This window comes from Geobacillus sp. WSUCF1 (genome assembly GCF_000422025.1).
Lineage (GTDB): Bacteria > Bacillota > Bacilli > Bacillales > Anoxybacillaceae > Geobacillus > Geobacillus zalihae.
Genome location: NZ_ATCO01000170.1, coordinates 1 through 24,368 on the forward strand (window position 1 = coordinate 1; position 24,368 = coordinate 24,368).

General features: G+C 47.0%; 21 protein-coding genes and 5 pseudogenes. All 26 read left to right on the forward strand.

Annotated elements, in window-relative coordinates; translation table 11 throughout:
* Positions 1 to 1,162 (forward strand): sensor histidine kinase (locus I656_RS02255; RefSeq protein ID WP_235048656.1); only part of this gene is annotated, 1,162 nt, incomplete at its 5' end.
* Positions 1,159 to 1,833, forward strand: coding sequence for a response regulator transcription factor (locus tag I656_RS02250; RefSeq protein ID WP_020278885.1), 675 nt, complete (start codon positions 1,159 to 1,161; stop codon positions 1,831 to 1,833). The genes I656_RS02255 and I656_RS02250, both read left to right, overlap by 4 nt.
* 254 nt (positions 1,834 to 2,087) lie before the next feature.
* On the forward strand, positions 2,088 to 2,933 hold the full coding sequence (locus I656_RS02245) for a DegV family protein (RefSeq protein WP_033006513.1): 846 nt from the start codon (positions 2,088 to 2,090) through the stop codon (positions 2,931 to 2,933).
* Positions 2,934 to 3,792: 859 nt separating this feature from the next.
* Entirely contained in the window at positions 3,793 to 5,184 is a 1,392-nt protein-coding gene (locus tag I656_RS02240; protein ID WP_020756444.1) for a DEAD/DEAH box helicase, read from the forward strand.
* Complete coding sequence (locus I656_RS02235; RefSeq protein ID WP_020756445.1) at positions 5,181 to 5,873, forward strand: ComF family protein; 693 nt, start codon at positions 5,181 to 5,183, stop codon at positions 5,871 to 5,873. The genes I656_RS02240 and I656_RS02235 overlap by 4 nt, the downstream gene beginning before the upstream one ends.
* A 68-nt stretch (positions 5,874 to 5,941) precedes the next feature.
* Positions 5,942 to 7,648 (forward strand): hypothetical protein, encoded by a 1,707-nt coding sequence (locus I656_RS02230; protein WP_128570090.1) that lies wholly within the window; start codon positions 5,942 to 5,944, stop codon positions 7,646 to 7,648.
* Positions 7,645 to 7,908 (forward strand): hypothetical protein, encoded by a 264-nt coding sequence (locus I656_RS0116650; protein ID WP_023633638.1) that lies wholly within the window; start codon positions 7,645 to 7,647, stop codon positions 7,906 to 7,908. Before I656_RS02230 ends, I656_RS0116650 begins: the two co-directional genes overlap by 4 nt.
* The gene (locus I656_RS02225; protein WP_020756448.1) at positions 7,895 to 8,335 is read left to right on the forward strand and encodes a YaaR family protein; all 441 of its coding nucleotides are present in this window, start codon (positions 7,895 to 7,897) and stop codon (positions 8,333 to 8,335) included. Before I656_RS0116650 ends, I656_RS02225 begins: the two co-directional genes overlap by 14 nt.
* A 21-nt stretch (positions 8,336 to 8,356) precedes the next feature.
* A complete protein-coding gene (locus I656_RS02220) occupies positions 8,357 to 8,770 on the forward strand; it encodes a TIGR03826 family flagellar region protein (RefSeq protein ID WP_020756449.1) in 414 nt (137 codons plus the stop codon).
* Between the two features lie 68 nt (positions 8,771 to 8,838).
* Positions 8,839 to 9,108, forward strand: coding sequence for a flagellar biosynthesis anti-sigma factor FlgM (gene flgM, locus I656_RS02215; RefSeq protein ID WP_020756451.1), 270 nt, complete (start codon positions 8,839 to 8,841; stop codon positions 9,106 to 9,108).
* Positions 9,098 to 9,637 (forward strand): flagellar protein FlgN, encoded by a 540-nt coding sequence (locus I656_RS0116655; protein WP_050572324.1) that lies wholly within the window; start codon positions 9,098 to 9,100, stop codon positions 9,635 to 9,637. Before flgM ends, I656_RS0116655 begins: the two co-directional genes overlap by 11 nt.
* A gap of 121 nt (positions 9,638 to 9,758) precedes the next feature.
* Positions 9,759 to 11,300: a flagellar hook-associated protein FlgK gene (gene flgK, locus I656_RS02210; RefSeq protein WP_033006519.1), complete on the forward strand. Its 1,542-nt coding sequence runs from the start codon at positions 9,759 to 9,761 to the stop codon at positions 11,298 to 11,300.
* 10 nt (positions 11,301 to 11,310) lie between these two features.
* Complete coding sequence (flgL, locus tag I656_RS02205; protein ID WP_031212447.1) at positions 11,311 to 12,210, forward strand: flagellar hook-associated protein FlgL; 900 nt, start codon at positions 11,311 to 11,313, stop codon at positions 12,208 to 12,210.
* Positions 12,211 to 12,231: 21 nt separating this feature from the next.
* Positions 12,232 to 12,786, forward strand: a complete 555-nt coding sequence (locus I656_RS02200) for a DUF6470 family protein (RefSeq protein WP_033006521.1) — start codon at positions 12,232 to 12,234, stop codon at positions 12,784 to 12,786.
* A gap of 20 nt (positions 12,787 to 12,806) precedes the next feature.
* Positions 12,807 to 13,240 (forward strand): annotated as a pseudogene (fliW, locus tag I656_RS0116660) (flagellar assembly protein FliW).
* Between the two features lie 12 nt (positions 13,241 to 13,252).
* Positions 13,253 to 13,492 (forward strand): carbon storage regulator CsrA, encoded by a 240-nt coding sequence (gene csrA, locus I656_RS02195; RefSeq protein ID WP_020756457.1) that lies wholly within the window; start codon positions 13,253 to 13,255, stop codon positions 13,490 to 13,492.
* A 187-nt stretch (positions 13,493 to 13,679) separates the two neighbouring features.
* Complete coding sequence (locus tag I656_RS02190) at positions 13,680 to 14,399, forward strand: flagellin (protein ID WP_033006523.1); 720 nt, start codon at positions 13,680 to 13,682, stop codon at positions 14,397 to 14,399.
* 345 nt (positions 14,400 to 14,744) lie between these two features.
* A complete protein-coding gene (locus I656_RS18250; RefSeq protein ID WP_020756460.1) occupies positions 14,745 to 14,858 on the forward strand; it encodes a flagellin in 114 nt (37 codons plus the stop codon).
* Positions 14,859 to 15,014: 156 nt separating this feature from the next.
* Positions 15,015 to 16,943 carry a glycosyltransferase family 2 protein gene (locus tag I656_RS02185; protein WP_122983773.1) on the forward strand — a complete coding sequence of 643 codons (1,929 nt, stop codon included), beginning with the start codon at positions 15,015 to 15,017 and terminating at the stop codon, positions 16,941 to 16,943.
* Between the two features lie 13 nt (positions 16,944 to 16,956).
* A pseudogene (locus I656_RS19965) lies at positions 16,957 to 18,051 on the forward strand (glycosyltransferase); the annotation flags it as partial.
* Between the two features lie 983 nt (positions 18,052 to 19,034).
* Positions 19,035 to 20,102 (forward strand): annotated as a pseudogene (locus I656_RS19970) (glycosyltransferase); the annotation flags it as partial.
* Between the two features lie 543 nt (positions 20,103 to 20,645).
* Positions 20,646 to 21,480, forward strand: a pseudogene (locus I656_RS19975) (glycosyltransferase family 2 protein); the annotation flags it as partial.
* 9 nt (positions 21,481 to 21,489) lie between these two features.
* On the forward strand, positions 21,490 to 22,287 hold the full coding sequence (locus I656_RS0116675; protein ID WP_020756464.1) for a bifunctional 2-polyprenyl-6-hydroxyphenol methylase/3-demethylubiquinol 3-O-methyltransferase UbiG: 798 nt from the start codon (positions 21,490 to 21,492) through the stop codon (positions 22,285 to 22,287).
* A 35-nt stretch (positions 22,288 to 22,322) separates the two neighbouring features.
* Positions 22,323 to 23,078, forward strand: coding sequence for a sugar phosphate nucleotidyltransferase (locus I656_RS02180; RefSeq protein ID WP_020756465.1), 756 nt, complete (start codon positions 22,323 to 22,325; stop codon positions 23,076 to 23,078).
* Between the two features lie 6 nt (positions 23,079 to 23,084).
* Positions 23,085 to 23,648, forward strand: a complete 564-nt coding sequence (gene rfbC, locus I656_RS02175) for a dTDP-4-dehydrorhamnose 3,5-epimerase (protein ID WP_020756466.1) — start codon at positions 23,085 to 23,087, stop codon at positions 23,646 to 23,648.
* A pseudogene (locus I656_RS02170) lies at positions 23,645 to 24,241 on the forward strand (dTDP-glucose 4,6-dehydratase); the annotation flags it as partial. The gene rfbC and the pseudogene I656_RS02170, both read left to right, overlap by 4 nt.
* Positions 24,242 to 24,368 lie beyond the last annotated feature (127 nt).

The following is a 24,368-nucleotide window of genomic DNA, read 5'->3' on the forward strand; positions in this document are numbered from 1 at the left end:
GGACGTGAAGCAATTAGATCGGATTGTCGAAAAAATGATCGACACCGTTCAACACAGCAAAGACGAAATTTTCCGCATCGGGGAGCAGTCGCGTCAAGAGCACGACCATTTGCTTCGCGAACTCGAGGAGGTGAAGCGGCTGACCGTGCAGGCGATCGAAGAAGCGGATCAGCTGGACAGGAAGGCGCGTCAGGCGCGCCGCCGCCTGTCGGAAGTGAGTCAAAACTTTTCCACCCACTCGGAGCAAGATATTCGCGAGGCGTATGAAGCGGCGCATGAGTTGCATATGAAGCTGACGATGGTGCGCGAGCGGGAGAAACAGTTGCGGCTGCGCCGCGACGAGCTCGAGCGGAGATTGGCGAGCCTTGCGCAAATTATCGAACGCGCCGATTATTTAGTTGGACAAATTACGGTCGTGCTCCACTACTTAAACAGCGATTTCCGCCAGGTCGGCGAGCTTATTGAAGGAGCGAAGCAAAAGCAGGAATTTGGGCTGAAAATCATCGAAGCCCAGGAAGAAGAGCGGCGGCGGCTGTCTCGGGAAATCCATGACGGCCCGGCACAGCTGCTCGCTCACGTCCTTCTTCGGTCTGATTTGGTCGAAAAGGTGATCAAAGAGCGAGGGACAGAGGCGGCGATCGCCGAAATTCGCGATTTTCGCAAAATGGTGCGTTCGGCTTTGTCCGAAGTGCGCCGCATCATTTACGATTTGCGGCCGATGGCGCTTGATGATTTAGGATTGGTTCCGACGCTAAAAAAATACTTGCAAACGACCGAAGAATATAACAAGGGAGTCCACATTTCCTTTGTACATATCGGCGAAGAAATTCGGCTGCCGTCGCGGATGGAGGCGGCCGTGTTTCGGCTTGTCCAAGAATCGGTGCAAAACGCCTTGAAGCATGCCGAAGCGCGCCATATCGACGTCAAAATGGAAGTGACGTGCCACCATCTGCTTGTCAGTGTCAAAGACGATGGCAAAGGATTTGATCCGTCGGTCAAAAAAGAAAATGCGTTCGGCTTGATTGGAATGCGGGAGCGGGTGGAGCTGCTCGGCGGCACGCTCGACATCCGCTCAAAGATTGGCAGCGGAACGACCGTGTTCATTCGCGTTCCGCTCGACCGTTCGACTGACAAAACGAACAAGGAGGAAAGGAAACGATGAAAACACGCATCGCGATTATCGACGATCACCAGCTGTTTCGCGAGGGCATCAAGCGCATTTTGGAATTTGAGGGCGATTTTGAAGTCGTGGCGGAAGGAAGCGACGGAAGCGAAGCGCTTTCGATCGTCGAAACATACCGCCCCGATTTGGTGCTGATGGACATCAACATGCCGGACATCAACGGCGTTGAGGCGACGAAACAGCTGATTGAAGCTTACCCTGATACGAAAGTCGTCGTGCTGTCGATTCATGACGATGAAAACTATGTCATGCGCGCCTTGCAGACGGGAGCGACCGGGTATTTGTTAAAGGAGATGGATGCCGATACGCTCATTGAGGCGGTGAGAATCGTCGCCGAAGGCGGTTCGTACTTGCATCCGAAAGTGACGCACAACTTGATTCGCGAATACCGCCGCTTGACGACAGAAAAAGGCGGCGCAGTGGTTAAGCAGGAGGTGCGCCGTCCGCTTCATTTGCTGACGCGGCGCGAGTGCGAAGTGCTGCAGCTGTTGGCTGACGGCAAAAGCAACCGCGCCATCGGCGAGGCGCTTTACATTAGCGAAAAAACGGTGAAAAACCATGTCAGCAGCATCCTGCAAAAGTTAAACGTCAACGACCGGACGCAAGCCGTTGTGGTTGCGATCAAAAACGGCTGGGTGGAAGTGCGCTAATGGCAATGCCCCTTCGTTTCCGCCTATTGTCGGCGGATTGGATGGGCGTCTGGCGGCTGGTGTTGAGGGGATCGAGGCAGCGATGCTTCGTTGTTGGTGTGTCCGTGGTGAGGACAAGCTGTTTTGTAGTTGGCGGCAAGCGGCTTTGTTTAGGTCCTTGCGGTGCGCTATCCTCCATTTGGATTCGTAGTGGTGGGCGGTTTGTCTTTTTGGTATAATGGAAGAAAATTTGAAATCAGGAAGGAATGGCGTTCGTGAAAACGGCAATTGTCACCGACAGCACGGCCTACTTGCCGAAAGAGGTGCGCGAGAGGTTGGGCATTCGCCTGATTCCGCTCAGCGTCATTTTCGGGAATGAGACGTACCGCGAAGAGATTGATATGACGGCCGATGAATTTTTTGCCAAAATCAAGCAGCATCCGACGTTGCCGACGACGTCCCAACCGTCGGTCGGTGAGTTTGTTGACTTGTTCACCGCCATTCGCGAGGAAGGGTACGACGCTGCCATCAGCATCCACCTCTCAAGCGGCATCAGCGGCACGTACCAAGGGGCGGTCACGGCAGGGACGATGGTGGACGGATTGCGTGTTTACGCATACGACTCGGAAATCAGCTGCATGGCACAAGGGTTTTATGCGATCGAAGCGGCGGAAATGGCGCAGGCGGGGAGGTCTCCTGAGGATATCATCGCTCGCTTGGATGAAATGAAACAAACGCTGCGCGCCTACTTTATGGTCGATGACTTGGCCCATCTGCAGCGGGGCGGACGGCTGACCGGGGCGCAGGCGTTCATCGGCGGCCTCTTGCAAATCAAGCCGCTTCTTCGCTTTGAAAACAAAGTGATCGTGCCGTTTGAAAAAATCCGCACGCGCAAAAAAGCGATCCACCGCATCGAAGAGCTGTTCGCCGAAGATGCGGAAAAGGGTGTGCCGCTCAAAGCCGCCATCATCCACGCCAACCAGCCCGATGAAGCGCACCGCTGGCGCGATGAGCTGTCCGCCCGCTATCCGCACGTCGAATTTTCGATCAGCTATTTTGGCCCCGTCATCGCCACGCACGTCGGCGAAGGCGCGCTCGGGTTGACGTGGTATCAGCCTTAAGCCGAGGCCGCAAAGCGCCGTCTCGAGGCTCTACAGCCAAGCGCAAGGCGGAACGGTGCGCTCCGCCTTGCACGGCGGCGGATTCTCGTTTCCGCTGTATGGTCGATCAAGATGTTTCCGTCTTCCCGTTTGGCGTTCATGGGACGAAATGATCCGAATGAGTTTTGGGCCATGTTGATGCTATTCATAGTGGATGCTATTTCATATAATGTTTTTATCGATTTCCTCATCCAACTTCAATGCGCTTGCCATTCTCCTTCGGCGGTATTCTCCATAACTGCCCGCAGTTGACGAATTCATCTGTGACAAACATAAGAGCGAGAAAACCTATTCCCTTTAGGTGTGGGGAATGTCAAATTCGTCAGCTGCATCGTCTTCTTCTCCTCTCTCCACTTTATGAAACGGGCGGAGATGTGGGGCTGGCCAAACTTGTCGAACCGTTTTCCTTTCCTGAAAAATTTGTCGCTATTTCCCTGGGAATGTTGTCGAAACACGTTATTGATCGGCTCCATGACTCTCCTGTGAATCTTCGCTGGCGTCATGTTTCGCCGCATCCATTTCTTTCGAAGGCCGATATGTCGTGAAAAAGACGGTCAAACCACATCCTTATTCCATTTGGAAAGGCCTTTTCATCTCCACTTTCTTTTCTAGCGGAATGTTGCTGTTTTGCGCATGACGCCCATTTTTCACCATCTTTCTAACTTTTTACGAAAAAGAACGCCGTCGATCGCTCTTCCTGTACCTTTATGCGCTTCAAGCCTCTCAACTTGGGGAGAGAGGGTTTTTGCCGCGTCATCTGCTCTTCTTGCCTCTCAGCTGGGGAACGTGCTTTTCATACGTTCAAAAGGAGTGATGCTTCTTGTGCATCCAACAACCATCTTGTGTTCCACACCTCGTTTCATGGTTGAACGGCCAGCGCCTCCCACGCGAACAACTGCCGTTTTCTGATGAAGAAATCAAAGCCGCGGTGCAAGCCGGTTGGGTTCACGAACATCCCGGCCTCATCAAAACATCAAGCGGCTGGCGCTGTGTGCGCTGCGGGAATGAAGATGCGCGTCTTTTTGCATCGTTTCCATGCGCCCGCTGCGGATCGGATTGCGCGTATTGCCGCAAGTGTCTCGTGATGGGGCGCATCAGCTCCTGCACTCACCTTGTGCACGTGACGATGCCGCTTCCGTCCGAGCGGCACGAGGCGCCGCTTGTTTGGGATGGGACGCTGTCCGCCGCTCAGGAGGATGCCGCTATGGCTGTCAAACAGGCCGTGCTCGATCGAAGCGAACTGCTCGTTTGGGCCGTATGCGGCGCAGGGAAAACCGAGATTTTGTTTCCCGCCATCGCCGCCGCGCTCGAGAAGGGCTGGCGCGTTGGCCTCGCCACGCCACGGACCGATGTTGTCCGCGAGCTTGCTCCCCGCTTTCGCCAAGCGTTCCCGCGCGTTCCGCTCGCTGTTTGGCACGGCGGAAGCGAAGAGCGCGGGCGGATCGCTTCCTTGGTCCTCTCAACCACCCACCAGTTGCTGCGGGCTTACCGCGTCTTTGACGTTATGATCGTGGATGAAGTCGATGCCTTTCCATATTCTGTTGAGCCGATGCTCGAATACGCCGTCAGTCAAGCGCGGAAAGAACAGTCGAGCCTCATTTATTTAACCGCCACCCCATCGCGTGCTTGGCAGCTTGACATCACAAGAGGCAAACGGAAAGCTGTGGTCATCCCCGCCCGCTACCACGGCCGTCCGCTTCCCGTCCCCGTGTTCGAATGGTGCGGCAATTGGCGCAAACGGTTAGAGCGCGGCCGCTTGCCCGAAAACGTCCTTGCGTGGGTTCTCCATCGTTTGGCGCAGGGAAAACAAGCGTTTTTGTTCGTTCCCCATATCGATGAGCTTGAAGCTGTCACCCGCCTCTTGCAGCGCGTCGATCCCCGCATCGTCGGCGTTCATGCCGAAGCCCCAGACAGAGCCGAGCACGTTCAGGCATTTCGCGATGGGCGCGTGCCGCTGCTCGTCACAACGACGATCCTTGAACGGGGAGTGACGGTGCCGAACATCGATGTCGCCGTTCTCGGTGCCGAAGACCGCATCTTCACGGAAAGCGCTCTCGTGCAAATCGCCGGCCGCGTGGGCCGCCACGCCGCGTTTCCGGATGGCGATGTCCGCTTTTTCCATCACGGAAAAACGAATGAGATGGTGCGGGCGCGCCGCCACATTGTCCGCATGAATGAGACAGCAAAGAAAAGGGGGTTGCTGCATCGATGAACTGCCTCCTTTGCCATTCTCCGTACAACCCGATCGCGAGCTGGCGCCAGCTTCTTTTCCTCGAAGACCTTGACGTCCTTTGCCCACGCTGCCGCGGGTCGTTCAAACTCATTGACGGCCGCCTTTGCGAGATGTGCGGCCGCCCGCTCGAGGAAGCCAAGCCATCGCTGTGCGCCGACTGTCTCCGGTGGCAGGAAGATGAACAATGGGGGAGGGCGCTCGTGAAAAACCGATCTGTGTATATATACAACGACTGGATGAAAGACGTCGTCGCCTTATGGAAATTCCGCGGCGACTATGTCATCGTCGAGGCATTCCGCCGTCCGTTTTCCCAAGCGTTTCGCCGACATTTCGGCCGCGATTGGCACATCGTCCCAATCCCGCTGAGCCCCGAACGGCTGTATGAGCGCGGCTTCAACCAAGCGGAAGCGCTCGCCCGCCTGCTTCCGTTTCCGTGTTTCCCTTGGCTTTCTCGCAAGCATTCCGAAAAACAATCGAAAAAATCGCGCCGTGAGCGGCTCGAGACCGACAACCCGTTTTTTCCCTCCGGACATCCGCCGATTGACGGAAAACGAATCGTTCTCATCGATGACATTTACACGACGGGCATCACCGTCCGCCACGCGGCCCTTGTTTTGCTTGAAGCGGGGGCGGCCGAGGTGGGGGCGTTGACGCTCATTCGCGCGTAACAGTGTAAACATTGGAAGCTACGTGCCGATATAAACAGTAGGAGAACAAAGAGCGAGGAAGAATAATGATGCGTATTCGTCACGATCAACTATCCAATGAGGTCGCCGCACCGGCTGTTTCATTGCAGCCGGGGAGCGTGCAGATGGCGGTAATGAAAGAAAGGTTCAACGATCAAGAGGCCGTGGTCGCCATCGGCCAACAGGATGTACGCGTCCACTTTGTGGATGGCGTCCCAAGCGACCGTTCGTTTATGGTGCGGCTTGTGAAGCAAGAAGGTGGAACTTGGATGGCGCAAGCGGTGCCACTATCGTCTATAGGGCGGTTTCTGCCATCTTCGTTGGACGATGGAATCGATTCATGGCTGTCGGCCCGTGGCATTCGCCTGACCGAAAAGGAAAAAGAAGCCGTTCGTCGTTTTTGGGAGACGGAAGGCGGCTCGATAAAGAAAAAACAGGAAACCGTCGCTGCTTTGGCGGCGAAACAGCTCGAGGTGACCGAGACGCATTTGCGCCTAGCGCATGAAGCGCTCCATGGCCCGCCGCTCGGAGACCTGTTGGCGCCGTTGTTGACGAAAACGGAACCGGAAGAAACCCATGAAGCAAAAGCGGCGCCTGTTCGTGAACAAACGGAGCGATTGGAAGGTTCGCGCGCGTATGCGGTTGCATCGGAGCTGGTTCTTCCGACGGCAGAGGCCCGGACGTTTGCCGTGACGGTAGTGACGGAAAAAATGGTGCAACTCGTGCACGATTTTCGTGTTTGGCAGCGTGATATGGTCCGTCAGCTCGAACAATTTGCGCATGCCGCTGCCCAACAGTCGACAGAGCGAGCCGCGCCGCTTGTTGAGTCGCTCATTCATTCACTCGACCGCATGCTGTTGCACGGGGAATGGTTGTTGTTTACTGACATGAAAACGGAAACGAAGTTGCTTGAGGCGGGGGCGAAATTGGCAGAAGCGAAACGCGGCCTTGCTGAAGGAAAGACGGACGAAGCGGCCAAGACGGTGCGTGAAGTGAAAGCGTTGTTGGAGTCGCTCCGCTTTCAGCCATCTGAACAAAAAGTACAGCGGTTTTTCATGGAATCGGAAGCGTGGCAGGGCACGAAGCCGCACGAGCAGCTGTCGCGCCTTCTGAAACATGTGGACCAAGCGCCCAACGATGGCGCATTATCGGCGAGAGGAGTCTTTGAATCGCTGCGCCGCCTCGGCTTTTTCCATGAACAAGAGACCGCCCGTGCGCTCTTGAGCGGAGAGCGATTACAGCCGGTCGAGAATTTGAAGGCGATGCTGCTGTCATGGGTTGAGGAAGGAACGGCTCCTGCGCAGGCGGAACGGCTGCTCATGAATCTTACCGGCCAACAGTTGCTCAACAAATTTACTGTTGACAGCCACACCCAAACTATGTTGTACCAGTGGCCACTCTCGCTTCATGGTGAGATGGCGACCGTACATGTGCACGTCAACGCTCGCAGCGGTGACGGACAGCTTGACTGGCAAAACTGCCGCCTCTACTTTTTGTTGGACACGAATCAAGGCAAAGTCGGCATTTCCTTGCAGTCGGTCGAACGGCAGCTGTCCGTGACGGTGGAAACAGAACACGAGCGGTTGGCGGCGGTGTTGCAGTCATGTGCGGCGACAGTCAAAGACCATTTGGAACAGATCGGTTATCGGGTGCAACGCCTCACTTTCCAACCGATGAACACCCAAGACCAAGAGCGGGCGGCGACAGACAGAGTGAAGACGGAAAACGAAACGAGCCAGTGGGAGTGGACGATATGAACAGACACCGTTACGCCCCTGCTTTCAAATCATATGAGCAACATCTTGGCCGACAGCCGCGACAGCTCGCTGATGAGGTGGCCGACAAGGCGGGGCGGGCGGGCATTCCGCTGCCCCATGACCGGGAGTTGCTGAGACAGCTGGTCGATCCGGTGCCGCGCGTCCCGCCGCAGCTTTACGCGGTGATCGGGGAAGTTTTAAAATGGATTCAGAAGCTTGATGAACAAGGCGGTAGGAGCGAAGAAGATGGAGATCAATAAAATTGCCAACACCCCATCGGTTCCAATCGGCAAAAAAGCGGCGGCTTCTTTTTCGCCATCCGTGTCATTTGCCGAGCTGACCGCCAAGGAGCAGGAAAAGCTGCGAAACGAGCGGCTGAGGCAGCTGGCGGATGAAATCGAACAGCAAGGAAAAAAACTGGCCAAGTTGCGGACGGTTGACGATTTGCGGCGGTATAAACAGCTCGTCAGACAATTGCTCGATGAAGCGGTGAACCATGGCTTGAAACTGACGGAGCAGTATGGGTTCCATTGGAGCGGCCGTTCCCGCGTCTATCATATCGTCAAAACGATCGACCAAAAGCTGCTGGACGTCACAAACGCGGTGCTCGAGCAAGAACGGCCGAGGATTGATTTGCTGCAGACGTTGGGGGAAATTCAAGGGTTGATCGTCAATTTGTATACGTAATGGGCACATTGGGAGGGGAGAATGATGAACTTAGAAAATTGCCCGGTTTGCGGCCGTCTGTTTGTCCGCTCGCCGTTTCGCGATATTTGCCCGTCTTGTCATGAAGAAGAAGAACGGCAATTTCAAACCGTGGTCCAATTTTTGCGGCGCCGGGAAAACCGGTTGGCGACGATGGAGCAAATTGTCGATGCGACAGGGGTGCCTGAGACGCTGCTGGTCAAATTCATCAAAAGCGGCCGCTTAACGTTGGCGCAGCTGCCGAATTTAGGATATCCGTGCGACCGTTGCGGCAAGCTGATCCGCGAAGGCAGAATGTGCGCTGACTGTTCAAAAGATTTGCAAAGGCAGCTGGAAATGGCGAAAAAAGAAGAAGAACAGAAGAAAAAACAAGTGTTTCGCACGTATTACACCGACAAAGAGCGAAATGGCCGCTAAACAAATGAACGGATTGACCGATAATAGTAGTAAGACAACAACGGGCGGAACGGATAGGAGGAATCGCAGTGAGAATCGATCACCGGTTTTTGATTGGCGTTCATCCCTACCGTCAGTACTCGGGCATCCCACAAGGAAAAACAGGGCAACCCGGGCGGCGGGATCGCGTCGAAATTTCTGAGGAGGCAAAAGAGCTGCAGCAACGCTCTACTTGGGCCGCCGAGCGGGAAGAGAAAGTGCGCCGGTTGAAGGAACAAATCGACAACAGAACGTATGAGATCGATGCCCGCGCCATTGCGGAGAAACTATACAAGTTCTATAAGGGCGATGGCCAATGAACACAAGGTAGAAAATCGCCGAACCGATGATGAACAGCGTGCGCCAGCGCTGCAGCTGATGGCGCTCCTTGACCGGCACTTGACGCTGCACCGGCATTTGCTTCAATTGGCCTATCAAAAAACGGACGTATTAAAACGAGGCGATATGGACGGATTAATGCAGCTGATCCAAAAAGAACAAACTGCTATCGCCGCCATCCAGCAGCTCGAGCGCGAGCGGGCACAGCTCGTTGCCGCATGGTCTGACGATGAGAATCCGCCATCATTAGCCGATTGCCTGCCGAAAATAGGCGGGGAGGAGCGGCAAAAAGCCGAACAGTTGGCTAGCGAGTTGCTCGACGTGATCAACGAGCTCCAGGCAGTCAACGAGCTGAATGGGCAGCTCATCCGCCAGTCGCTGCAATGGGTGACGCTGATGTTGGACCAATTGATGCCGCAGCCGCCCAACGTGAACTATACCGCGCCAAACCAATCAACGAGACAATATGGACATGGACGAAGCCGTTCACTCTTTGATTCCAAAGCATAGCAGCACAAGTCACCGACGGAAAATAAGGAGAGATCGATCCATCCAACAGCCGTCAAAACGAAACAGAGCCGCTAGGCAGAAAACAGCGGACAATCATTAGAAGATGAAAAGGAGGGGCACGATGGGATCGACGTTTCACGGGCTTGAAGTCGCCAAGCGCGGCATGGCCGTGCAGCAAATGGCGCTATACACGACCAGCCATAACATTGCCAACGCCAATACGCTCGGCTATTCCCGTCAGCGTGTCAATTTTGTCCAAAGCGAGCCGTACCCGCCGGCGTCCCTCAACCGCCCGCAAATTCCGGGACAGATGGGGACGGGGGTCGAGGCGGGGTCGATTGAGCGGGTGCGCGACCGCTTTTTTGACTGGCAATACCGCGGCGAGAACAACAAGCTCGGCTATTGGCAAGCCCAAGCCGATGCGTTAAAAAAAATGGAGGACATTATGAACGAACCGTCCGACAGCGGTTTATCCAAAACCATGGATCAATTTTGGCAGGCGCTCCAGGATTTAAGTGCAAACCCAGAAAATACAGGGGCCCGCTCGGTCGTGCGCCAGCGCGGACTGGCGGTGGTCGAGACGTTTCATTATTTGGCCGATTCGTTAACCTCTATTCAAAACGATCTCGCCAATGAAATTCAAGTGACCGTCAAATCGATCAACTCGATCGCGGAACAGCTGTATAAAATCAACCAACAAATCGCCGAAGTCGAACCGCACGGCTACTTGCCGAACGATTTGTACGATGAGCGCGACCGACTGCTCGATGAACTGTCTGCGCTCGTCAAAATCGAAGTCGAGCCGAAGCCAAGCGGCGGCAATGCGCTGAAAACGGCGGAGGGGTCTTATGATGTATATATTTTTGATGGCAACGGCCAGCGTCAGCTGCTGGTCAATGGCAACCAAGGATACCAGACGCTGTCCGTATCGCCGAGCGCCAGCTCCTCCCCGGAGATGCCGACCGGTCCGCTTACCGGACTTTCGCTTGGAGGCTCTTCCATCCCGTTTGTCGCCTCCGGCAAGTTGAAAGGGTTGATCGAGGCCTACGGATATGATGACGGAAGCGGTGTCAAAGGCATTTATCCCGATATGTTGAAAAAGCTCGATACGCTCGCGTATTCGTTCGCCAAACGGTTTAACGAAGTGCACCAAACAGGGTATACGCTCAGCCCGAGCAACCTGGGAGGGCTGTTTTTCAGCGATTTGACGCAAGTGGACGGGGCAGCGAAAGCGATCCAATTGTCATCCAATATTGATGATTTAAACAATATCGCCGCTTCATCAGCGCCGAACGAACCGGGGAACGGCTTAAACGCCATTCGTCTCGCCAATGTCAAAAACAGCAATTTTGCCAACCTGCAAGATCCGGCGCCGTCGGTCTCGTATCCGATCACAGCGGGCACGCTGCAGGCGTATTACGAAAGCATGATCGGCCAGCTGGCGGTCGACACCCAACAGGCGAACCGCCTCGTCAACAACTCCGAAGTGCTCCGCCAGTCGGTGGAGGAAAGGCGGCAGTCCGTCAGCGGGGTGTCGCTCGATGAAGAAATGACGAACATGATTCGGTTTCAGCACGCCTACAACGCGGCGGCGCGCACGATTACAACGATTGATGAAATGCTCGATAAAATCATTAACGGCATGGGAATTGTCGGAAGGTAGGTGAGCGATGATGCGCGTCACGCAATCGATGTTGACGCAAAATATGCTGCGCAACTTGAGCCAAAGCTATGAACGGCTCGGCAAAATTCAAGACCAGCTGTCCACCGGCAAAAAAATTGCCCGCCCGTCTGACGACCCGGTCGTGGCCATCAAAGGGATGGCGTACCGGACGAACTTAACTGAGGTGGAACAGTTTAAACGCAATTTCTCCGAAGCCCATAACTGGATCGATGCGTCCGACTCGGCGCTTAACGAAGCGACGCAAGTGCTCCAGCGCATTCGCGAGCTCGTCGTCCAGGCAAGCAACGATACGTATGAGCAATCGCAGCGTGAGCATATCGCGAAAGAGATCGATGAGCTAAAAAACCATTTAGTGTCCATTGCCAACACACAAATTGCGGGCAAATACATTTTCAATGGCACGGATACCCTTCGACCGCCGGTCAACTTGGACGACCCAGTGAACAAAGTGTCGACGAACACAGAACAAGTGAAAATCGAGCTGTTAAAAGGCATCCAGCTCCCGGTCAACGTCAATCCGACGCGCGTCTTTACGTACAGCGCGACTCCAGGACAAGGGCTGTTCAGCGATTTAGAAGCGCTTGTGAATGACTTGGAAGCTGGCAAGAGCGGCCAAGAGCTGAACGGTTATTTATCCTATATTGACAAGCACATCGACAACGTCTTGGCCGAGCGTGCCGAGCTTGGCGCGCGAAGCAACCGCCTTGAGCTGATGGAAGCGCGTGTCGATGAACAGGAAGTGATCGCCCAACAAATTTTGTCGGACAATGAAGACGCCGATATCGAACGGGTCATTACCGATTTGAAAACACAGGAAAGTGTGCACCGCGCCGCCCTTGGCGTCGGCGCCCGCATCATTCAGCCGACGCTGCTCGACTTTTTGCGCTAAGCGGATAAGGGGGAGATGACGATGCAGCTGCCGCAGATCCGCTTGCAGTCAACGATGGCGAAAATCGCCATCGAAACCGTTCCGGCGAAACTAGAAATCCAACAGCCGCCTGCCGAGTTGGAAATCGAGCAATCTCCGGCCCGACTCACGATCCGTACGACGCCGTCCAAGCTAACGATCGATCAGACAAAAGCGTGGGAAGACATGAACTTAGAACATATCTTCCGCCGCATCGAAAAGTTTGCTGAACAAGGATACAACGATTGGCTTGACGGGCTGGCCCGCGTCTCTCGCCAAGGCGACGAGCTCATGCGCATTGAGGACGGCGGCAACCCGATCGCCGAGCAGGCGAAAGAAAACAGCGAAACTCCGATGTACGAATTCAACATCGGCTGGGTGCCGTCCCCGTTCAGCGTTCACATATCCTATACTCCGGCGGATGTGGATATTCGCTTTGAGGCACGCAAACCGGTCATCCGCGCCCGCACGCATCCACCGGTCATTCGCTACATGCCGGGCGAGGTGGCGATCCGCCTCGCCCAGCGCCCGTCGCTTCACATTGACGTCGTCATTTGAGGAAACAGGAGGGACGATTCATGAATATCGACACCAAATACCACGGAACCGTGGCGGTGAAGGAAGAAGACATTATCCATTTCCCACATGGCTTGCCCGGATTCGCCGACGAAAAGCGGTTCGTCCTTCTTCCGCTCGCCGACACGCCGTTTGTCATCTTGCAGTCGGTCGAGACCCCTGCGCTCGGGTTTGTGCTGATTGAGCCGTTTTCGTACTTTCCAACATACGAATTTGAACTGGATGAAGCGACGGTCGAACAACTTAACATCGAAAGCGAACGCGACGTCGCGGTGTACGTGATCCTCACCGTCGCCGACCCGTTTCACGAGACGACGGCGAACTTGCAGGCACCCGTGTCATTAACGTCCATAAGCGCCTCGGCAAGCAAGTGATCTTAACGAACCCCCCGTACAAAACGAAACATCGCCTCTTCCCGGAAAAAGTGGCGACGTAAAGGAGGCGGCTTATGCTTGTTCTAACGCGCAAACTGAAAGAAGCCATCCAAATCGGCGATGACATCGAAATCACCGTCCTCGCCATTCAAGGCGACCAAGTGAAACTCGGCATCAACGCGCCCAAGCATATCGACATCCACCGCAAAGAAGTGTATCTTGCCATCCAAGCCGAAAACAGCGCCGCCTCCGAAGCGCCCGAAGCGTCGCTCACCGCACTGACCGCCAAGCTGAAACAGTGGAAACAACCATAACCCGAAGCGCCCAAGCGGCGCTTTTTTTGTCACCATCGACAAAAAATTTAAATTTCCCTATTAAACTTCCAAAAAACGCGCCGATATAAAAAGTGAGCGCGGCTTGCGGCGAAAGGCGGCCGACTTTCGCCCTAGCCCCGCCGTTCCACAAGGACGTGGAAAAAATCATTTCAGGGAGGAAGAGAACATGAGAATCAACCACAACATCGCGGCGTTGAATACGTATCGGCAGTTGACGTTCAACAACACGCAGGCGGCAAAAAACATTGAAAAGCTATCTTCTGGTCTTCGTATCAATCGCGCTGGTGACGATGCGGCAGGCCTTGCGATCTCCGAAAAAATGAGAGGCCAAATTCGCGGACTAGAAATGGCTGCGAAGAACTCGCAAGACGCGATCTCGTTGATCCAAACAGCGGAAGGAGCTTTAAATGAAACACATGCTATCCTTCAACGTATGCGCGAGTTAGCGGTACAAGGAGCGAACGATACGAACACAACGATTGACCGCGATCAAATCCAAAAAGAGTTGAATCAGTTAATTTCAGAAATTGACCGTATTTCAAATACCACACAATTCAACACGAAAAACTTGCTTGATGGTTCGTTGAACGCAACCTTCCAAGTGGGCGCCAATAGCGGTCAAATTATTAACTTGACGATTGCAACAATGAACTCAACTTCGTTAACAGTTGATGCAGCTAATATTTCGGTTGCTGACAACTCTCTAGCTAGTTCATCGATTGCTAACATTGATGCTGCGATCAATGCTGTATCGCAAGAGCGCTCAAAACTTGGTGCATTACAAAACCGTTTAGAGTACACAATTAACAACTTATCTACTTCTGCGGAAAACTTAACAGCCGCAGAATCCCGTATCCGCGACGTCGATTATGCCTTAGCCGCGTAAACGGCGACAGGCACAGTCGTCCTGGCTGGAAACGGCTAGGATCACCACCGGGTGAATTGCTGGGAAGCCCTAAGAGCCTTTGGCGCCACAACGGAGCTGGAAACGGCAGACGTGACGGCGGAAAAAGCCAAAGGATTGGGCAATCAGCAGCCAAGCTCCTGTCCCGAAAGGTGGAGAAGGTTCAACGACTAGGGCATACCGCCTACGGCTTGTGCTATGGCGATGAAGCCCGTAGGGTGGAGAGGATTTCCATCGTCCTCGTTCATCCGAAGCGCCCGGCCCCTACCAGGTGAAGCTGAGGGTGAAGATGTAGTCTTGTCCCGTACCGAAAGGGCGGGTGGCACGATGGCCAAAGAAATGATGGAATTCACGAAAAACAATATCTTAATGCAAGCTGCACAAGCGATGCTCGCTCAGGCGAATCAGCAGCCGCAAGGAGTATTGCAATTGCTTCGCTAATGAAGCGTCAAGAGGCCTTAGGCTATCTAAGGTCTCTTTTTTATAAGTGTATTGAACCGCTCTAACTTATTGTTTATCCTTTATCCTTCACAACCGCTGACCTCCAGCCGATATAAAAAGTGGATTATTGAAACTTATTGGAGAAGGAAGAGCAGGATGAAACCATTTGTATCGTTATGTATGATCGTTAAAGACGAAGAAAAAGTGTTGCAACGTTGTTTAGATTCTGTATACGGCATTGTGGATGAAATTATCATTGTTGACACAGGCTCGACGGATTCAACAAAACAGATTGCACTCAAATATACAAATAAAGTATATGATTTTGAATGGACAAACAGCTTTGCTGAGGCCCGCAACTTCGCCCAGCAACAAGCGACAGGGGAATGGATTCTCGTATTAGATGCAGACGAATATGTCGAACGAGCAAATTTACAAGCAATGATTGATGTATTAAAGCAAACAGACGAAAGCGTTGAAGCCTATGATGTTGTCATCTACAACTTCATGGGAGTGTATGGTGAGCGTATTCTTCAACATCGTCATACAAGAATCTATCGTAATTGTCCACATTTACGATATGATCGTGCCATTCATGAACAGTTGCAGAGAGTAAATGGAGAATATGTCCAGGCTAAACAAGGGATTTTAACTGTTTATCATACAGGCTACATGCATCAAGCAGTGGTAGAAAAGAAAAAACACGATCGAAATGCTCCGCTTATTGAGCGTGAAATTCAAGCAGGAGAGAGTGTTGCTTTTGACTATTTCAATTTAGGAAACGAGTATCTTTCCAAAGGTGAAATAGAGAAGGCGCTGGAATCATTTGTTAAAGCATATCAAGAGAAAAAAGATATTCGTCTAAGCTGGGTATCATATTGTCTTGTGCAAATCATTTTATGTTTGAAGTATTTAAAGAGATTTGAAGATGCTTTGCGGGTAATCACGGATGCAGAAACTCTATATAGTGAAACCGCCGATTTTCCATTTTTGCGGGGGGAAATTTACTACTTGCAACATCGTTATGATGATGCGGCAAAGCAGCTAGAATATTTGCTTGAAAATAAAAGTAAATATCCTTATACGATTAAAACGTTTGAATATGTCGAATATGATCCGCATATGTTGCTCGGTCATATCTACAGACACAAAGGAAATTTACAAAAAGCAATGTATCACTACTCTAGTGCATTATCTTTCAATCGCAAAAGTTATGAAGCATTGTATCACGTGTTACAGCTATTAGCGCGTGCTCATCATCAGGAAGAAATGATTCAATTTATCGAAGATAAACAATTAGCGAACGATGAGCTAGCTATTTCTTTGATTTTGCGCATTGCTTCCGTTTTACATTTAGAAAAGGTGATACAATGGTATGCTTTGAAACTAAGCGATGAAACGGCTCGACGTGGTTTCCAAATAAAAGTAAATATATTACAAAAAAATTATGAAAGAGCGTTACAACAAATATTGAAAAGTTCTGTGTCTAACTTGCAAACATACATTCGAACAGGCAGTTTGGACTCGTACGATCTATTAGTGACGGCGTTCAAAACGAATCAACTCGATGTCGTTCGCCTCTTGCTTCATCTTGTTTCTGAGCAAAAAGAAAAAGAGTTTTTATTGTTCATGATGAATGAATATAAGGAAGCATCTGAACCGATGTTTTATTTGCTTTTACTTGAGCGGACGATTCAGTTGAAAGAGTATGAGCTATTTGAACAATTTTTTGCTTTAAGTGATAAATTTCCTGCGAGTGTTCATATTCAAATTGGTCATTTGCTCCATCGTTATGAATTTATGGACGTGGCACTTCAATTGTATCGTTCAGTTGAGAATATGAGCGCTTGGGATGCAGAGTCATTCGTGAATGTGATCGAAGCGCTAGCAGTAAAAAATGAAACGATAGAAGCGGTGCAATATGGACTGTTGGCTATCAGTTTCGGTCATCGTGATTTTCGTTTGTACAAATATGTGATTGAGCTGATGAACATATGTGGAATAAGTGAAGAGAGAAAGAAGGTCGTTCAACAAGCTAAACGTATATATCCAGACAGTGAATGGTTAAAGGAGAAAGAAAAATAAAAGGGAGAGCACGATGAAGACAAGTATCGTTATATTAACTCACAATAAGCTAGATTATACAAAACAATGTATTGAAAGCATTCGCCAATATACGAGATCAGGCACATATGAGATTATCGTAGTTGACAACCATTCTACCGATGGAACAGTGGAGTGGTTAAAGAAACAAGCAGACACCCGAACGATTTTTAATGATGAAAACGTTGGTTTTCCGAAAGGATGCAACCAAGGAATACAAATTGCAACAGGGGAAAACATTCTTTTACTAAATAACGATGTAGTCGTTACAAAGCACTGGCTTGATCATTTGTTAGCTTGCTTATATAGCGCTGACGATATTGGAGCGGTCGGACCGGTTACAAATTCTGCAGCTTACTATTCAACGATTCCTGTAAGTTATACATCGATCGATGAAATGCATGTGTTCGCTTCTCAACATAATGTTTTGGATCCGAATAAATGGGAAGAAAGATTAAAACTAATTGGCTTCTGTATGCTAATTAAAAAAGAAGCGATTGATAAAGTAGGGCTGTTGGATGAGCGGTTTACTCCAGGAAATTTTGAGGACGACGATTACTCTGTTCGTTTGAGACAAGCTGGTTATCGTTTAATGCTATGCAAAGATACGTTTATCCATCATTACGGTAGCGTATCATGGAAAGACGATGGTAGCGGTTATTCGAAGTTGTTGCGGGATAATCAAAAAAAGTTCGAAGAAAAATGGAACGTTGATGTTGAGGCGTATAACATTGAACGAGAGATGATTGATCGAATCGAGGTAGATCGTCAATCTCATGTTAGTGTGTTGCACATTGGTTGCGGTGCTGGGGCGACGTTGTTGAAAATCAAACATGAGTATCCATATGCAACGTTGTACGGCATAGAACAAAATGCATTTGCCATGAAGGAAGCGCAACGGTATGCATACGTAGCGAATGACTTAAAAGACGATAAGATAAAAAACCAAATGTTTGATCTTATTTTGTACAGCGATCGCGCGTTTGAGTTGAATGATCATTTCCTTCGTTTTGTCGTTGACCATTTAAAACCAAATGGGCAGTTTTTTGCTCATGTCCAAAATGCGGGGCACTTTCGCGTAATTGAAGAACTGATTGCTGGGCGTAATCCGTTTGCTCGTACGAGGTTGTACAGTCTAGGTCAATTGGATGATTTGTTTAAACGATATCCGCTATCGATATCTGTTACAGGTTTGATGCTCTCAGAGACTGACAACCAACATCGGTTCGTCAACCATTTGAAAGTACTTTACGGAGAAGCTGTTCAGTCTTTGCTTATGCCACAATCGTTTGTTGTACGGGCCTATAAACAAAATGAGAATATGCGAAAACTAATTGAAGCTTTCGTATCCAAAGAAGATTGTCATCAAGTCTTAGAAAAATTAAATCATTTTCCCATTACCGGAGTTATTGACATGATAAAGAAAATGGATGAAGCAACCAAGCTGCTGAATGAACTTGCGATTGAAAATTTTGCGCGAGGGAATCATGAGCATGTTTTACCATATTTGCAGGCGGCGTTTGAGTTATGTCAAGATGATACAGATACATTATATAATTTAGCATTTGTGTTAAACTCTTATGGCGAGAAAGAGCTAGCAAATCGTTATTTGTCGTTCATTCGTCAACCAGACGATGAGGTGAAGAAACTATTTGAAGAAATTAATGAACACTCATTGAAAAAGGCGCAAGAACTGACATTTTTGTTGCGTCGCCTTGAGTTTGATGTCGATATTGACGAAACAAAGCAGGCACTTGTTGAGAAAATCGCTTGTGGTGAGATTGATGAACCGCTTATTAAGGAAATTATTGATACAAGCATGATCCATAAAGTAAAAGTGCTTCAGGCTATTGCGATTGCATGCTTTGAACAAGGATTGCACGAACATGTATTACCGTATTTACAACTTGCGTATGAACAAGAGCCGACAAACGTAGATACGTTATACAATTTAGGCTATGTGCTTATTACTTATGGAGAGCATGCGTTAGCAGAGACATTTTTACAAAAAATTCAACAACCAGATGAACAAGTGCTACAACTGTTGAAGATCGCAAGAGGAGAGTTTTGACTATGAACGACAAAAAAATCGCTTTTATTTATTGCGTCAACAATCGGGAATTATATGAGGAATCTGTCCGTTACGTAAGGTCGCTTTACGTACCAGAAGGATACAAAATCGAAATTATAACAATAGAAGGGGCAAAAAGCATTACTTCTGGATATAACGAAGCGATGAAAAAAACAGATGCAAAGTATAAAGTGTATTTGCATCAAGATGCGTTTATTGTGAATAAAAATTTCTTATATGATATTATTGCTCTCTTTGAAAAGTATCCTAAATTAGGGATGATTGGAGTAGTTGGAGCTAAAACAATTCCGAAAAGCGGTGTTTGGTGGGAGAGCACTCAACGATTTGGAAAGGTTTATGACAGTCATACTGGAGAAATGAAGTTATTAAGTTTTAAGGAAACAGAACTAGAATATGAACCCGTGCAAGCTATCGACGGGTTAATAATGATTACTCAATACGATATTCCGTGGCGAGAAGATTTGTTTACTGGTTGGCATTTTTATGATCTTTCCCAGTGTCAAGAATTTTTATTAGCCGATTATGATGTAGGAGTTGTGCGCCAAAACGAGCCGTGGTGTGTTCATGACTGCGGTATAGCGAGTGCGGAAAACGGATTTGATAATGATCGAAAAAAATTTGTTGATGTTTATGGGGAAAATGTTCAGAGATTAAACAAGACATTTCTTCCCCTTGTAAGCATACTAATTCCTACTTACAATCGTCCGCATTATTTTGAGCTTGCTTTACAAAGCGCTTTAAATCAAACATATGAAAATATTGAAGTTATTGTATGTGATGATAGCACGAATGATGAAACAGAAAAGTTAGTCAAAAAATATACTGCTAAATATAATAATTTAACTTATATCAAAAATCCAACTAGATTGGGACAATTTGAAAATGATATTAAGTTATTTAACCTTGCCAATGGAGAATATATTAACTATTTAATGGATGATGATTTATTCCATCCGCAAAAGATTGAGAAAATGATGAGTTATTTTATAGATGATGTAAATAAAGAAATAAAACTTGTTACTTCAAATAGGAAAATGATAGATCAAAATGGAGAACAACTTCCAGATAATATTCTGACACAGCCTCTTTTTGAAGAAGATAAGGTAATAAGCGGAACAGATTTAGGGAATTTGGTTTTAAAATATAATTTTAACTGCATAGGAGAACCAACTACAGTATTGTTTCGAAAATCTGATTTAAAGGAACCGTTTGGAACGTTTCTTGGTAGAAAATACGGTTGTAATGTAGATATAGCAACATGGTTAACCTTGTTAGCGGAAGGAAAAGCAGTATATGTTTCTCAACCGCTAAGCTATTTTAGAATTCATAATAGTCAACAACTGCAATCAACAAAAATGTTATTAGATGGGGCTTTAGATTATGCTCATGAGGTTTTATATGCGAGGAAAAAAGGGTTTTTAGAAAAGAAGGAAGATTATTTAATTGCGCTCAATAGTTGTGAGAAATATTTAGCTAATGTTATAGAGCAACTTAAACAGGAAAAAGATAACGATAAGTTTGAAGAGCTTTTAGATGTTTATAAGAAGATTAATTTCGAAATAAAAACAGTTGAAAAACAATCAAAAGATTTAATGATTAATGAGAAATATCCGTTAGTAAGCATACTAATTCCATCTTATAACAAACCATATTATTTTGAGTTGGCTCTACAAAGTGCTTTAAATCAAACATATAAGAACATAGAAATAATAGTATGTGATGATAGCACGAACGATGAAATTGAGAGACTTATATCTAAATATACTTGTAAATATGATAACTTAACCTATATTAAAAATCCGGTCAGATTGGGTCAGTTTGAAAATGATGTTAAGCTGTTTAACCTTGCACGAGGAGAATATATTAATTATTTAATGGACGATGATTTATTTCATCCCCAAAAAATTGAAAAAATGATGAATTATTATCTACATGATAAAAATAATGAAATAAAGTTAGTAACATCACATAGACAATTAATTGATAGAAATGGGAATTTTTTAAAGGATATTGTTAGTACGAGACGGCTTTTTGAATCAGATACTATTATAGATGGAAAAATGATGGCAGATTATGTATTAATGTCACTGATTAACTATATTGGTGAGCCTACTACAGTGTTATTCAGGAAGAGTGATTTAGATGAGCCTTTTGGTACTTTCCTTGGAAGGAAATATTTGTGCAATGTTGATCTAGCTTCATGGTTTAATCTTTTGGCTAAAGGAAAAGTTGTTTATATTAGCGAAACACTAAGTTATTTTAGGATTCATGATGATCAGCAATCACAATCAATTGAAATGCAGTTAAATGGAATAATAGATTTTGCTCATTCAATTATAGAGGCTAGAAAAAAAAGGTTTTTTACAAAGTGATAGGAACTACGAATTAGCCTTAAAACATTGGTTAGATTATATAAATAGATTCATAGATGAAATATTGAATAATTCGGAGATTACAGAAATATTTAATTCAAATATTTCAGATAGAATAGGAGAAATACAAAAATATAAACTATTAATGGAAACAGAGTATCATAAACTTGTTCAACAATTAAAGCGAACTAAATATGATTTTAACATAGATATAAACGCTGAAAACAATTCTCATGCTATGATACTGAGAATGGTTGGAAAAAATAAAAAAGTTTTAGAATTAGGTTGTGCCACTGGATATATGACTAATATATTAACTAATTTATTGGGCTGTGAAGTTAGTTGTGTAGAATATGATGCGGTGGCTGCTGAAAAGGCAAGAAGATATTCTAATAATGTTATTGTAGGCGATCTTAACAATTTCGATTTTAGTCAGCATTTCCAAAAAGGGGAATTCGATGTTATTATCTTTGCGGATGTTTTGGAACATTTATATGATCCTTTGGATGTATTAAAGCGTGTCAAACCCTATCTAAGTGCAAATGGGGAAATTCTTGTATCTATTCCTAACATAGCTCATTGCTCTGTCATAGCAGAGTTATTACAAGGTAGATTCCCTTATAAAGAATTAGGTCTTTTAGATAATACTCATATTAGATTCTTTACTAGATCCGGAGTTATCAAGTTGTTCCAAGACGCTGGATTAACGATTAAAGAAATGAATAGAACAGTGTGTCCACCGGAGCAAACAGAATTTAGAACTAATTTGAATGTATTTCCTCAGCAAGTTGCTGATTATTTGAGATCACTACCTGACGCGGATACTTATCAGTTTATAGTACGCGCAGGGTTAGTTAATTAGTTAAGTAAGGATGAATTTACAGGAGGATTACTTAAATGAAAGGCATCATCCTCGCAGGTGGGACAGGTTCCCGCCTTTACCCGCTTACCAAAGTAACGAATAAACATTTGTTGCCAGTCGGCAAATATCCGATGATTTACCATGCAATTTATAAACTGAAAGAGGCTAATATTACTGACATCTTAATTGTGACTGGACGCGAACATATGGGGGATGTTGTGAATCTTTTAGGAAGTGGTTCTGAATTTGATGTTGAGTTTACATATAAAGTACAGGATCAAGCTGGTGGAATTGCACAAGCATTAGGTCTATGTGAAGCGTTTGTCGGTAATGATTTAATGACGGTTATTTTAGGGGATAATGTATTTTCTGACAGCATTGTTCCTTATGTTGAAAACTTTAAAAAACAGGCAACAGGGGCGAAAATTTTAATTAAAGAAGTTGAGGACCCTAAGCGATTTGGCGTTCCTGAACTCGAAGGGAATCGAATTAAGAGTATTGAAGAAAAGCCAAAAAATCCGAAAAGTAGGTATGCAGTTACGGGAATTTATATGTATGATGCTAAAGTATTTGATATTATTAAAACGTTAAAACCGTCTGCACGCGGCGAATTAGAAATTACGGATGTGAATAATGCTTACATTGAAAGAAATGAGCTAACGTATGACATTTTAGACGGATGGTGGACGGATGCCGGTACGCATGCATCCTATTTGCGGGCTAATGAGCTTGCTAAAGATGTCGATTTCGGTAGCTTGTTTAATAAGAATATGAAAATAATTGAAGGATGAAACCATATGAGGATTATTCAAACCGAATTGGATGGAGCAGTTATATTTGAGCCTACTGTATATAAAGATGAGCGCGGTTTTTTTATGGAAAGTTATAATGAACTAACATTTCGTAAATTAGGTTTTGATGTTCGGTTTGTGCAAGATAACCATTCTCTTTCTGTAAAGGCTGGAACGATTCGTGGGTTACACTATCAACTAAATCCGAAAGCCCAAACAAAACTTGTTCGTGTTACCCGCGGTGCTATTTATGATGTGATCGTTGATATTCGTAAAGGCTCACCGACGTTTTGGAAATGGCAAGGATTTATTTTGAGTGAGGACAATAAACGACAATTATTAGTTCCTAAAGGATTCGCACATGGTTTTTGTACATTGGTAGAGAACACAGAAGTTCAATATAAAGTTGACGAGTATTATTCACCTGAGCATGACCGGGGAATTCTTTGGAATGATCCAACGTTAGGAATTGATTGGCCAGTGACGAATCCTATTCTTTCGGAAAAAGATGCAAATCATCCATTGTTAGCGGATGCAGAAATTAATTTTGTGTGGGAGAGAACTTTATGAATCTTTTAGTAACCGGTGGAGCAGGCTTTATCGGTAGCAATTTTGTGCGTTATATGTTGAACAAATATCCTGAATATAAAATCGTTAATTACGACTTATTGACTTATGCTGGTAATTTGGAAAATTTAAAAGATATTCAAGAAAATCCACAGTATGTCTTTGTTAAAGGTGATATTAGAAACTATCAACTTGTTGATTATATTGTAAAATCTCATCATATTGATGTGATTGTTAATTTCGCTGCAGAATCACATGTGGATCGCAGTATTTCTGACCCAAGTGTTTTCGTTAAAACAAACGTATTGGGGACTCAGGTATTGTTAGAGGTTGCGAAGGCGAACAATATTCAAAAGTATGTCCAAATTTCTACCGATGAAGTGTATGGCAGTTTAGGAGATACAGGGTATTTTACGGAAGAAACGCCGCTTGCTCCAAACAGCCCTTACTCAGCAAGTAAGGCTAGTGCAGATTTACTTGTAAGAGCATATCATGAAACATATGGATTAAATGTGAATATTACACGTTGCTCGAATAACTATGGACCATACCATTTTCCTGAAAAGCTAATTCCACCCGTGGTGCTAGATAAACTCAAGCAAGCATAAAAATAGCCCTTGCCTGCGGATCTCCTGTAGAATGAAAGTGCGACCTACCATTCGAAAGGAGAATCCCCATGCAAGAGCACTTTCATTTTACTACAGATCGGGCCAAGATTCAAAA